Origin of the sequence: Riemerella anatipestifer, from assembly GCF_009932355.1 — a bacterium.
In the GTDB taxonomy this organism is placed as follows: domain Bacteria; phylum Bacteroidota; class Bacteroidia; order Flavobacteriales; family Weeksellaceae; genus Riemerella; species Riemerella anatipestifer_E.
This window is the reverse complement of the sequence record NZ_LEKU01000005.1, coordinates 72272-85061: the sequence shown is the minus strand read 5'-3', so window position 1 is coordinate 85061 and position 12790 is coordinate 72272. Positions and strand designations below refer to the sequence as shown.

Annotated in this window: 13 protein-coding genes; 3 read left to right on the top strand and 10 right to left on the bottom strand. The window is 34.2% G+C overall.

Translation table 11 applies throughout. The features are described 5' to 3' along the window. Window positions 1–72: 72 nt before the first annotated feature. Window positions 73–2130, bottom strand: coding sequence for a hypothetical protein (locus GXW81_RS10455; protein ID WP_260393524.1), 2058 nt, complete (start codon window positions 2128–2130; stop codon window positions 73–75). 645 nt (window positions 2131–2775) lie between these two features. Between GXW81_RS10455 and murB the strand changes: the two genes are divergently transcribed. Further along, window positions 2776–3795 carry a UDP-N-acetylmuramate dehydrogenase gene (gene murB, locus GXW81_RS01530; RefSeq protein ID WP_161530899.1) on the top strand — a complete coding sequence of 340 codons (1020 nt, stop codon included), beginning with the start codon at window positions 2776–2778 and terminating at the stop codon, window positions 3793–3795. A gap of 76 nt (window positions 3796–3871) precedes the next feature. Here murB and GXW81_RS01525 read toward each other — a convergent pair whose 3' ends face one another. After that, on the bottom strand, window positions 3872–4552 hold the full coding sequence (locus tag GXW81_RS01525) for a hypothetical protein (protein WP_161530898.1): 681 nt from the start codon (window positions 4550–4552) through the stop codon (window positions 3872–3874). Between the two features lie 211 nt (window positions 4553–4763). On the opposite strand from GXW81_RS01525, the gene rplU reads away from it, so the two are divergent. Together rplU and rpmA are read left to right on the top strand one after the other, a co-directional pair. Continuing rightward, window positions 4764–5390 carry a 50S ribosomal protein L21 gene (rplU, locus tag GXW81_RS01520; protein WP_161530897.1) on the top strand — a complete coding sequence of 209 codons (627 nt, stop codon included), beginning with the start codon at window positions 4764–4766 and terminating at the stop codon, window positions 5388–5390. Window positions 5391–5424: 34 nt separating this feature from the next. Next, window positions 5425–5682: a 50S ribosomal protein L27 gene (gene rpmA, locus GXW81_RS01515; RefSeq protein WP_004920580.1), complete on the top strand. Its 258-nt coding sequence runs from the start codon at window positions 5425–5427 to the stop codon at window positions 5680–5682. A gap of 110 nt (window positions 5683–5792) precedes the next feature. Here rpmA and GXW81_RS01510 read toward each other — a convergent pair whose 3' ends face one another. From GXW81_RS01510 to GXW81_RS01475, 8 genes are all read right to left on the bottom strand, one after another. Next, window positions 5793–6203 carry a hypothetical protein gene (locus tag GXW81_RS01510; protein ID WP_161530896.1) on the bottom strand — a complete coding sequence of 137 codons (411 nt, stop codon included), beginning with the start codon at window positions 6201–6203 and terminating at the stop codon, window positions 5793–5795. Between the two features lie 57 nt (window positions 6204–6260). After that, complete coding sequence (locus GXW81_RS01505; RefSeq protein ID WP_260393523.1) at window positions 6261–6662, bottom strand: hypothetical protein; 402 nt, start codon at window positions 6660–6662, stop codon at window positions 6261–6263. A 178-nt stretch (window positions 6663–6840) separates the two neighbouring features. Beyond that, on the bottom strand, window positions 6841–7398 hold the full coding sequence (locus tag GXW81_RS01500) for a thioredoxin family protein (RefSeq protein ID WP_161530894.1): 558 nt from the start codon (window positions 7396–7398) through the stop codon (window positions 6841–6843). A 1-nt stretch (window position 7399) separates the two neighbouring features. Further along, the gene (gene miaA, locus GXW81_RS01495) at window positions 7400–8308 is read right to left on the bottom strand and encodes a tRNA (adenosine(37)-N6)-dimethylallyltransferase MiaA (RefSeq protein WP_161530893.1); all 909 of its coding nucleotides are present in this window, start codon (window positions 8306–8308) and stop codon (window positions 7400–7402) included. A 24-nt stretch (window positions 8309–8332) separates the two neighbouring features. Further along, a complete protein-coding gene (gene murA, locus GXW81_RS01490) occupies window positions 8333–9640 on the bottom strand; it encodes a UDP-N-acetylglucosamine 1-carboxyvinyltransferase (protein ID WP_161530892.1) in 1308 nt (435 codons plus the stop codon). Beyond that, window positions 9640–10293, bottom strand: a complete 654-nt coding sequence (locus tag GXW81_RS01485) for a DUF4290 domain-containing protein (protein ID WP_161530891.1) — start codon at window positions 10291–10293, stop codon at window positions 9640–9642. The genes murA and GXW81_RS01485 overlap by 1 nt, the downstream gene beginning before the upstream one ends. Before the next feature lie 158 nt (window positions 10294–10451). Further along, window positions 10452–11138, bottom strand: coding sequence for a response regulator transcription factor (locus tag GXW81_RS01480; protein WP_161530890.1), 687 nt, complete (start codon window positions 11136–11138; stop codon window positions 10452–10454). Between the two features lie 17 nt (window positions 11139–11155). After that, window positions 11156–12664 carry a sensor histidine kinase KdpD gene (locus GXW81_RS01475; protein WP_154137661.1) on the bottom strand — a complete coding sequence of 503 codons (1509 nt, stop codon included), beginning with the start codon at window positions 12662–12664 and terminating at the stop codon, window positions 11156–11158. Between the last annotated feature and the right edge of the window lie 126 nt (window positions 12665–12790).

Here is a 12790-nt window from a genome sequence, read left to right as displayed (position 1 = left end):
CTATTTTTAATGATTGTTATTCTTTCAAAAATCCCCATTATGCTAAAACACACAATAGGGGAAAGGATTAAACTATTTTACTAATAAAGCTTCTAGCTTCTGTAAACGAACCTCCAACTCCTTATTTTTATTTTCCAAGGTTTCTATTCTTGCATCTTTCGCTTTTAGAGCCTTGTCCTGCTCTATGCTGTATAGATAAAGTTCTTCTATCTTCTCCACATTCGTCAGTTGAGTTGCCATAAGGTCTATATAACCTTGTTCTTTGATTTTAGAAGCAGACAAATACCCTGGCAAATGCCCGTTAGTTTTTACAAAGTCTTCTACTTGGCTAAGGGTTTTAAAGTTGTAATCTGCCTTGAGACTAGAAGTTCCTGTATAATACTTTTGGAATACATAGTCTGGGAAAATGGTAGCTCCGTTAACCCCTTTAAAACTTCCTGCTAATAGTTCTCCGGAAGTCTTATCTATCGTTACATTAGAATTAGCCGCAAGTACTACCTTATTATTAGCTGCATCATCACTCCATAAAGAAGCACTAGCATAAGCCGTAGAACCCACCTTAATAACTCCATTGGCATCAGCATAAAGTGTACGATTACCCTGCCCCGCTAAAGAAGAGGATTTGATACCTCCATTTACCTCTAGTTTTTCAGAGGGAGCAGATATACCAATCCCTACATTACCATCAGCTCCCTCTCTTTGTAATAAAAGGTTTTTGCTTGTAAAGTCATATACAAAAGGTCTATCAGTAGAGAATGATCCTAATCCGTTTTGATCATTAGAAGTCATCAGTAAGAATCTATCTCCATCGTTTCTAAAGATAACCCCCTTATTGTTATACGCTATTCTAAAACCATTAGCTGCCATACTTCTTACTTCTCCATCGGCTACTACCCTACCTGCCACATCTAATTTCTCTCTTGGAGATTTAGTTCCTAATCCCATTCTACCACTTTCTCTAATAACAGCGTGTACAACATCACCAAAACCAAAGCCTAAACCATTATTGACATCAACTGTATTTGATACATCTCCCGAAATACCAAAATCTATAAACCCCATTGGGGTAAAATCTACTGTTCTTTGGAGACGCTCTGTAGTAACACCCCAACCAGCTCCAGGCATAAATTTATTTATAGACCATCTTATTTTTGAGCCATTACCTAAATTATCCATGCCTGTTCTAACAAAGGTTTCACTATAAACCGTATTTGAGACCTCATCTGACTTTATAATTCCTATAGGATTAAAATAATACCCATTTTTATTAGTTTTTATAATGGCATTTGCGTTTTGAAATATATTTGCAACATTGGATAATATAAAGCTAAAATTACCCTCATCAAATCTAACTCCTGATGTATCTCTGTAATTAGATAGTATTTGATAAGCTCCTGTAACTCCATCTGGATTTGAAGCAACATTTTTATAATTTATAACTTCACTTCTTATTTTATACTTACCTAGCTCGTCAGTGAAATCCAGATAGCCCATAACACCATTAGCATTTGTGTTTCTTCCTCTGTATAGTTGTACCCCTCCATCATCTGTAAGAGCAGTAAAAGAAAGAGCCTCTTTATTAGGATTGTAACTAGACACCCCTAAAACTCCACTATTAACACCTAAAGTCTTATTCAAATCATTATAAGCCAAAACTGTATTTGCAGGCATAGAGCGGGTTAAAGCAATAGAATCTGTTTGATATTCATACCCCGTTGTTGAACTAATAGAATTCCTTCTCCCTGCATAAGTCCACTCATTTCCTACGCTACTCGCACTTCTTACCCACTTAGTGCCGTTCCAAAAGTAGTAACCTTTCTCCGTAATATCTCCTACCGTAGCATCTGCTCCAGAGTAATCTGAAAGGTTATCTACATAAATTAAGGTAGATTCTTTAAGGGGAGTTTTAGTATTAGTAGTCATTCGGTAGGCTTTATCCTTGCTTACATTAGGAATTACCAAACCCTCCAAAGTATTACTAGAATTAGCAGACTTGCTTTTAATATCCAAAGTAGCATTAGGTTGGCTGGTGTTTATACCAACCTTGCCACTGTAATCCTGCCCATAGGCTGCTAAACTTAGCACCAAAAAGGCAAGTGCATTCATCAATCTTGTAGTTGTTGTTTTCATTACATTTAATTTTAAAATTGTTTATAATATGTTTAAAAATTGTTGTTATACTTTATATTAAAATTTCCCCTTGTATTTGAAAGTACAAGCTGAGAAGAAGCGCTATTCTCAATAACAAAAGGCTGATGGTTAACAGGAATGTTTTTATTCCAAACATCTATTGGATGAGGTTTGATATAAAAATGCCTCCCCCCTCTAAACACACACAAAATGAGGAGGAAGGCTAAAACAGAAAGAAAGTAAAAACTCCCTCTCTGAACGCTAAAAGCACTTAACAAGAACGACCATGTTTTAAGACAAAACAATGGTGCTTTTAGCATGTATTTATGAAAGCTAAAATTAGAATGGTATAAATGCGAAAATCCGCCAACGAAAGTTGGTGGAACTCCATTTATAGTTAACGATAAAAGCTGAAAGAATTTTCTAAATAATCGGACGCATACCCACGAAACTACCTGTGTGTGTGTACACAATTATCTGAAATTACCAAATAATTGAGGTACTTTTTTACACTTGTTTGTATGTTACTGATATTGCGTGTCATAAAACTAAGGCAAATGTATAAAACAATTATCATACAAACAAAAGATAACGGTTTATTTTTTTAAATTATCTTTGCTCATCATTATTTTAATTTTTCTATCTATGCAACTTAAGACCAATTATTCTCTTAAAAAACATAACACCTTTGGGGTAGAAGCATTTTCTAAATACTTTGCAGAAGTCGGTAGTTTGGAGGAGCTAACGGCTGTCCTAAAGCTAGATGAGATTAAAGGTTTACCTATATTATTCTTAGGTGGTGGGAGTAATATCTTATTAACAAAGGATTTTAATGGACTTACCATCTTACTCAACCTAAAAGGTATCAAAGAACAACACCTAAACGATAATGAAGTATTACTCACAGCACAAGCAGGAGAAAATTGGCATCAGTTTGTACAATACAGCCTAGAGAAAAACTATGGTGGGCTGGAGAACCTCTCTCTAATACCAGGTAATGTAGGCACTTGCCCTATCCAAAACATAGGGGCATACGGCGTGGAAATTAAAGACCATTTTGAGTCTTGCCAAGTTCTCAACCTAGAAACCCTAGAGGTAGAAACCTTTAATAAGGAGAAATGCAATTTTGGATATAGAGATTCCTTTTTTAAACGAGAGGGCAAGGGGAAGTATGTTATACTAGAAGTCAGCTTTAGACTAACAAAAAGAAACCACATCATTAGAACAGACTACGGCGCTATACAACAAAAGCTTTCTAGTCTAAATGTTACCCAGCCTAACATACAAGAAGTGGCACAGGCAGTCATAAACATCAGGACATCTAAACTTCCTAACCCTAAAGAGATAGGTAATGCAGGTAGTTTTTTCAAAAACCCGAGTATCAGCACAGAGGATTATCAGAACTTACAAAAACAATTCCCTAGCCTACCTGGTTATCCGCAGGGCAACCAAACCAAAGTTCCTGCAGGTTGGCTAATAGAACAAACAGGTTGGAAGGGTAAACAAATAGGCAATGTAGCGACCCATCATTTACAAGCACTAGTCATCATCAACGCTACAGGAAACGCCACAGGTGAAGAAATCTATCATTTTTCATCCGAGATCATCTCTTCTGTAAAAAACACCTTTGGGATTACTCTAGAACGAGAAGTTAATATTATCTAATATCATAAAAAGCAAAAAGGTGTTTTAGAAAATTCTAAAACACCTTTTCTTTATTGAGAATAATACAATACTTTTTTTATTCTTTTTTATAAAAGAAACCTTCAAAAAGTTTGCTGTATAGTTGACTCAAATTTTTTCTGTCCGTTGGTGATTTTTCAACAAAAGGTATCGTATTGTAGAATACAACTGTACTTTTTTCCGCATCAAATATCATTGCATATACGGCAGTATTAGCTTTTATAGGAACAGGAGTGTACATTCCCATAGTTAAAATACCTATCCCTAACCCTTTCGCAATTTGGTTACCATAATTACCTTTCCTTCTATCAAAGCCTGTATTAACCACACATAACGCAAATCTTTGATTTTGTGCTTTCACAATAGAATCCATAGCTGGGGTCGTCTTGATATGGTCTAGCTTTCGAGTATCTCTAATATGAAGCATGGTTTTTAGAATATCATCCTCAACTCTCTGCCTTAATTTTTCATCAGTTAGATTAAACTTAGTTGTAATTTTGGGACTACTTGAGTTCCAAATAATCGAATCCATAATTTTTGAAGACAAGTTTGACAACGAATCGCTCGGCTCAGATTTGTTACCTTTCTTAATCAACCTAATCATTGAAATAGTTTCAAAATTTCCTAGATTACTAATTTCACTCGGCTGAATACTTTTGTCATTCAACATCATAGACGCACACGAGTTTAGAACTAACAAAGCCAGCAAACCCTTTAAAATTTTCGCCAGTTTAGACATAACTTTTTTTTATTTTCTCCGACACAAATTTATAATTATTTAGCAATATCATTATCTTCTCACTCTCAGTTTTTTATCCTATCAGGAGATTTAATATTTGTATTGCAAATCTATTTTAAAGTTAACTCTCACTTTTTTTGAGTTAAATATCTATAATTCAAAAAAAATACTTAATTTTGCACCCTTAACTAACTAATAAATATTTATAACAATGTTTGCAATCGTAGAGATAGCAGGGCTTCAATACAAAGTTGAGCAAGACCAAAAATTGTTTGTAAACCGTCTTTCTGGTGAGAAAGGAGACAAAGTAACTTTTGATAAAGTACTTCTTACCGTAAACGGAGCAACAGTAGTAGGCGCCCCAGCTGTAAGTGGCATCGCTGTAGAAGCGGAAATTATTGAGCATTTGAAAGCTGATAAAGTTATCGTTTTCAAAAAGAAAAGAAGAAAAGGATATGCTAAGAAAAATGGGCATAGACAGTCTCTTACTCAAATCAAAATTGTTTCTATAACAGGTTTTGATGGTGCTAAAAAATCTTCTGCAAAAACAGAAACCAGGGCTACTACAAAAAAATCTTCTAAAAAAGGAGATGACCTTACTCTAATTGAGGGTATTGGTCCTAAAGTAGCGGAGCTTTTCACAGGAGTAGGTATTACTTCTTTTGCTGATTTAGCAAAGAAAACTAAAGAGGAGCTAGAAGCCATCTTAGATCCTAACGGTGCTGTATATGCGGCTATGGATCCTACAACTTGGCCTCAACAAGCACAACTAGCTGCTGATGGAAAGTTTGAAGAGTTAGAAGCTCTTAAAGGACAACTAAAAGGCGGAAAAGCCTAAGTATTTTTTCAACCTAAAAAAACTTTAAAACAAAATGGCACACAAAAAAGGAGTTGGTAGTTCCAAAAACGGTAGAGAATCTCACTCTAAAAGATTAGGTGTGAAGATTTTCGGAGGGCAAGAAGCTATCGCTGGAAATATTATTGTAAGACAAAGAGGTACACAACACCACCCTGGAGAAAATGTAGGGATTGGTAAAGACCATACTTTGTTTGCACTAGTAGATGGTACAGTGGTATTTAAGAAAAAAGCTAATAACAGATCTTTTGTATCTGTAGAGCCTAACGCTTAATAAGAAAAATAACTTTTTTATAAAGTTTTAATTTGTTAAACATGAACAAAACTCCGCTTCAAAAATTTTGAAGCGGAGTTTTTATTTTGAATTTTTAGTAGTGTATCATTCTACTTATTTAACTTCTGCTTGATACAAGTGATCATTTTATTCCTTTCTATTGAATATATTTTTTCGTTTAACTCCAGAAAGTGATATATTATTAAAGTTTTCTCCAAAAGTTTTTCTTTCATTTCCTCACTTTGATTTTCAGATAGGTAAAATAAAACTTCTGCTAAATAATTCAAACTCTCATTAGAAAACTTGAACTCGTTTGTCAGTATTTGAACAAAACATTGATTTGGAATTGAAAGTAATTTATCAAGGTCAATACCTAATTCTTTTTTCAGCACCTCGCTTGAAAACGCTATCCCATCTGTAACCTTTCCGCTTTGGTTAACTCCAATCAAATCAAAAAGTAATTTCCCTAATACTTTTCCAAGTTGGTCAATCTGCTTTTTTATATAATCTTTTTGTTCCATTTTAAGAAAGAAATGGGCGACTTATTACTTCTCCCATCTAAAATAGTCTTTTACCCTTTATTTGGGATTTGATAACTCAATCATATTATAAATACCTCCAGCACTATCAATTGGAGTATTGCATATATATTTATCCGCTGATTTAATATCAATCATAGGTTTTTCAAATTTCATTGCATCTTGCCCTTTTATATCAACAGCAATGTATATTTTATCGCCTTTAGGGTAAAAGTGGAAGCTATAATCGTGCTGGTGTCTTCTATTAAGTTTAAACTGTCGGAAAGAGAAATAATACTTGTTATCATAGGTTATTAAAAAATCATTCTCTCCATATTCATTCATCATTTTATCTTTAATCTTACCATCATATAAAACAGTGTATTTCTCTCTCCTACTGAAAAGTTCAGCATCTGTTGTACGATTAATTGAATTAACACCATTACCAAATTCAATTTTCACCTTATCCTTTGTTAATGGACTGTCAGTAGTTACTTTTATTGAATTACTATTCCACAAAAGCAAAAAGTCTTTATTTAACTTACAAACAATAAATCCTCCTGCAACTAGAAATAATAAACCTAATACAATTAACCTGCTCCTATTTTTCACTTTTACAGATGCTTTCTAAACTAATATTTTACTTCCATTTAATATTACAACCCAAGCTAGGTTTCTGAAGTTCCTCCTGTGGTTGTTCTGCTAAAAGGTTTTCAAAAGCAATAATTAAATCCTCTCCCGTTACTTCGTGCTGATTCCCTGGGCGAGAGTCGTCCATCTGACCTCTATATACCAAGTCTAATTTGTCATCAAAAAAGTAGAAATCTGGAGTGCACGCAGCGTCGTAGGCTTTAGCAATAGCTTGACTTTCATCAAATAAATAAGGGAAATTAACACTGTGTTCTTCAGCAAAATCAATCATTAACTCTGGTGAATCCGCAGGATAGTTCTCTATATCATTAGAATTAATTGCGATAAATTCGATTCCTTTAGCTTTATAATCTTCATAGAGTTCTGCTAATTTATCTATCACATGAATCACAAACGGACAGTGGTTACACATAAAAATAACCAATGTTCCTTTCTCTCCTTTTAAGTTTTCTAAAGATTGTAACTCGTTATTTTTAGCAGGATTAGGAAGCTCAAAAAAAGGAGCTTTAGTGCCTAAATCCAACATATTAGACGGTGTTCTAGCCATTTTATTTTAAATTTAAGTTATTAAGCAAAGATACTAATTCCTCCTTAGAATATTGGTACGGAAGTTCTATCAGATAAGGAAGTTTTCGGTTCCAAGTCATTTGGCGTTTTGCGTAGCGTCTAGAGTTTTTCTTAATCTCGGAAACAGCAAAATCTAACTCCCAATCACCATTCAAGTAATTAAATAACTCTATATAACCCACTGTATTCAAAGCTACTCTATCTTGATATTGAAGCAAATCTTTAACCTCATCTAGCAAACCTTTCTCTATCATTCTATCTACCCTTTGGTTGATTCTTTCATAGATAATTTCTCTGGGTGCCGTGAGTACAATCCTAATAGTATTAAAGTCCCTTTGAGGCTTGGTTTCTGCTATAATTTCAGAATAAGGTTTCCCTGTTTGTTTAATAATATCTAAAGCCCTTATCAAGCGTCTAGGATTATCTTTATCTACCTGCTGATAATAGACCTCATCTTGTGCCTCTAACTGTTTCTGTAAGGCTTCTATCCCTTCCTTATTAAGGATTTGTTCAAGTTCTTTAATACAATCTTCGTTAGCTTCTGGCAAATCATTAAGACCTTCCACTACCGCCTTCTCGTACATACCACTACCGCCTACCATTACCACGACTTTATATTTCTGAAACAGCTTATCTAATAAAGCCAAGGCTTCCTTTTCGTAACGACCGATGGAATAATCTTCTGTAATAGATAAATGCCCTATAAAATGGTGCGGTACAATAACCAACTCCTCCTTAGAAGGAGCGGCTGTACCAATGGGCATTTCTTTAAAAAACTGTCGCGAATCGCAGGATAAAATTTCAGTACCGAAAAACTGGGCTATTTTTATTGCCAATTCGGTTTTACCTATTCCCGTAGGACCTACAACAGATATAAGTGTTCTAGCCAAGATGACAAAAGTATTTTCTGACTATTATATACGCTCTATATCTGCTCCTAAAGCCTTGAGTCTGCCATCTATATTTTCGTAGCCTCGGTCTATCTGCTCTATATTATGAATGATAGATTTACCTTCCGCCGAAAGAGCCGCTACCAAAAGTGCATTTCCTGCACGAATATCAGGGGATGTCATCACAGTACCTCTAAGTGGTGTTTCTTGATTAAGACCAATAACTGTAGCTCGGTGTGGGTCACAAAGGATAATCTGTGCTCCCATATCTATCAGTTTATCCACAAAGAACAATCGAGATTCAAACATTTTTTGATGTATCAATACACTTCCTTTGGCTTGAGTTGCTACCACCAACATAATAGACAACAAATCTGGTGTGAAACCTGGCCAAGGTGCATCAGAAATGGTTAAAATAGAGCCGTCTATAAATTTCTGTATTTTGTAGTGCTCTTGTGCTGGGATATAAATATCTTCACCACTTTTCTCTAACTGAATACCCAATTTTCTAAAAGTATTTGGAATAATCCCCAACTGGTTCCAGTGAACATCTTTAATGGTGATTTCGGATTTCGTCATTGCTGCTAACCCTATCCAAGAGCCTATTTCTACCATATCCGGCAACATAGTATGCTCTGTACCGTGTAAATATGAAACACCTTCTATGGTTAATAAGTTTGAGCCTATACCCGAAATTTGAGCTCCCATTCGGTTAAGCATTTTACAAAGCTGTTGTAAATAAGGCTCACAAGCGGCATTGTAAATTCTAGTTTTACCTTTCGCTAATACAGCCGCCATAATAATATTAGCCGTACCTGTTACTGATGCTTCTTCTAAAAGGATAAATTTACCTTGTAAGGAATTTGCTTTTAAACTATAAAAACTCTCTACATCATTAAAGTGAAACTCTGCACCAAGCTCAACAAATCCTTGAAAATGAGTATCTAACCTTCTTCTTCCTATCTTGTCTCCTCCTGGCGTTGGCATATAACCTTCCCCAAACCTTGCCAACATAGGACCTAAAAGCATAATAGAGCCTCTAAGTTTAGCTCCTTCTTTTTTAAATTCTTCGGATTTAAGGTAATCTAAATTAAGACTATCTGCCTTGAAAGTATAGTCCCCTTTTCCATTTTTAGTTACCTTAACGCCTAAGTCTCCCAATATACCAATTAACTTATTAACATCTTGTATATCAGGTATATTTTTTATTCTTACTTCTTGATCTGTTAATAAAACGGCACATAATATTTGTAGAGCTTCATTTTTAGCTCCTTGGGGCGTAATTTCGCCTTGAAGTCTTTTGCCGCCTCTGATTTGAAAAGCACCACTCATTATGATTTTCTTTTGTATTTATTGTTAGAGTTATATTTTCTTCTGTTATTCCCGTTATTATTCTGATGTTTATTTTGATATTTAGGATTATTCTTATTAGAGTTATAATAAATTTTACTCTTTTCTAAAGAATCTATCCCTGTTAAATCTAATCTATTTTCAGAAAGTTCCTTTAAATGGCGGAAGATAACATCGTCTTGTACATGTTCTTTATTATAAACATTGTACGACTTTTTCATATTATTAGCAATTACCTCTATAAGAGCCTCTTTTTCATCACCATCTTCTAGTTCTAAAGCCCTTTCTATAAGTTGCAAAATGCTTTTACCATAGAATTTATAGTCTCCTTGTAGCTTAGGATAATCCATCTTTTTAGGTTTCTGATTGATTTCCTCTGGCGTAGGAAAAGGATATGGTGCATCTACATCTAAATCGTAACCTGAAATAATATACAAATGATCCCAAAGCTTGTGTGCGTAGTTTTCCTCGTCTCGAAGTTGCGGATTTCTCTGCCCCATAAAATCAACAATAGCTTTGGCAACTTTATTTCTTTCTTCCTTGGAAGGAAGTGTCTTGCAATATTCTACAAGTTCTTGTATAATTCTCCCATATTCGGGTAATTGTAAGTTTCTCTTTTGAGTATTGTATTCCATTTCGCAAAGATAATGAAATTTTGTATTGATATAAATCTCTTTTTATGTCTTAGCTAGTTTATGAGGCGATGATTAACTACTTTATCTATCATCTGTAGAACTCTATTTGCTTTAACAAAAAAAGCTGATTCACAATTATTTTGAACCAGCTATTTAATTTAATTTTTAACTAGAAGCCTAAACCCTTCTCCATGTACATTGATGATTTCGAGACCTTCATCATCTTTAAGTAATTTCCTTAGTTTAGCAATATATACATCCATACTTCTAGCGGTAAAATAGTTTTCTTTTTTCCATATTTTACGAAGTGCTAAATATCTAGGCATAAAATCATTTCTGTGGAGACAAAGCAACTTCAAAAGCTCGTTCTCTTTTGGAGAAAGTTTATATTCTTTATCGTGTACTTTAAGCTGCCTCAACATAGAGTCAAACTCTATATTGCTAATGCTAAATTGCTCTTGCTCTTCTTCTTCCAAAGAAGTACTTCTAGATAAAATCGCCTTGATTTTATAAAGTAACAGTTCGGTATCAAAAGGTTTTGTTATATAATCGTCTGCTCCTAACTGATAACCCTTCAAAATATCCTCTCTTAAATTTCGGGCTGTTAGGAAGATAATTGGAATATTTTTTCCTAATTTCTTAACATCTTCCGCTAAAGTGAAGCCGTCTTTTTTAGGCATCATAACATCAAATATACAAATATCAAAATCATTATTTGTATATTCTTTAAGACCTTCCTCGCCGTCTGTAGCGAGAGTAACTTCGAAGTTATTTATACTTAGATAGTCTTTAAGCACCGCTCCGAAACTTTGGTCATCTTCTACTAGTAATATCCTGTTGCTCATAGCTTAATTTTTTATAATTAAATCATTGGAAGTTTTACAATAAAGGTACTTCCTTTTCCTTTTTGGGTTTCTACGCTTATTTGTCCTTTGTGGAGTTCTATTATTTTCTTAACATAGGAAAGTCCCAGACCTTGACCTTTTACATTATGTACATTCCCTGTTTCTTCTCTAAAAAACTTCTCAAATATCTTAGTTTTATTTTGAGGCTCCATCCCCATACCTTTATCCGAAATTTCTATCACATAATAATTCCCCTCGTTGCGGGTAGCAATTTTAATTTCGGGCTTATCTGGCGAATATTTATTTGCGTTATCCAACAGATTTATAAGCGTATTAGATAAATGGAACTCATCTACTTTTAGATTATAGCGTTCTGCCTTAAAATCTTCTGTAAGCGTTCCGCCTCTTTCGTTTACTATCAATCTAACAGAATTAGCAATGTTTCTTATCAACTCCCTCAAATTGGTTTCTCGCAAGAAAAGTTTCATTTCGTTCCTCTCTAATTTTGACATATTGAGGACATTCTCCACCTGCTTTTTCATTCGGAGATTTTCTTGCTTTATGAGTCCAGAGTAATATTTTACTTTAATTGGGTCGCTGGCTATTTTATCATTTGCTAAAGAGTCCGTAGCCACCGAAATTGTAGCTAAAGGTGTTTTGAACTCATGAGACATATTATTAAGAAAGTCTGTTTTTACTTCTGCTATTTTTTTCTGTCTCAGCATATAGTTGATGGAAATAATGTAAATAAATACAATAGTTAAAAGTGAAAAAACAGTTCCTAAAAGTAATGGCAGATTATCTCTTAGTAGAGAGTATTTTTTATCTGGAAAAACAAGCGACAAGGTGTAAATAGGCTGCTCTTCTTTATCGGTAAAAAGAGGAAAACTATAATTAGCTTTAGATTGATTTTCAAGGTAAACCTCATCAGCAATAGTGGTTAGTTTTTTATTTTTATCCAACACACCATAACCAAATTTAGCACTAATACCTATTTTTTGAAACTCCTTAGAAAGTACTGAATCTATCTCCTTACCGCTTACTCTTTTGTGTATGGGCAAGTTACTCGCATTTAGTTTAGCAAAATCTCTGAAAGTAAAAGTATTATCATTGATGTCTTTACTCAGTTGTGCCGTAAGCAATTCTGTTGTACGCCCAGCCCCTTTCAAACGATAAATACCCTCATCAGCATAGACTTTAACCCTTTCCAAAGTGTCCCCTTTAGAGGAAACTGGTATCTTTTGAGGTTCTATAATACTTCTACTAAAGGAAATAAGTTTTTTATCTGCCGAATCTTGTACTTGCCTGATAATATTTAGAGTAGGCTTGTTTTTATCCTCATTTATAGAAGCTTGGAAGCCTTCATATTCTTTTAGATATTTATCTATTTCAATATTAGAAATATCTTGCGTGGAGCGCTCCAAAACTTTTTGCACCTTGCCTGCGAATTCTTCTTCAATAGAGCTGTAATATTCCTTAAGCCAATAAAATTGAAAACTGACGAACACCAACAGAGAAATCGTCATCAAAATAGATATAATAGGAATAAACTTGTTACGCACTTTTCAGGTTATTTTTCAGATGTTAAAATTAAATATTTCTTATCAACAAAAAAACAATAAAACTCGTTTTTTAGAAATTTTATCTTAAAA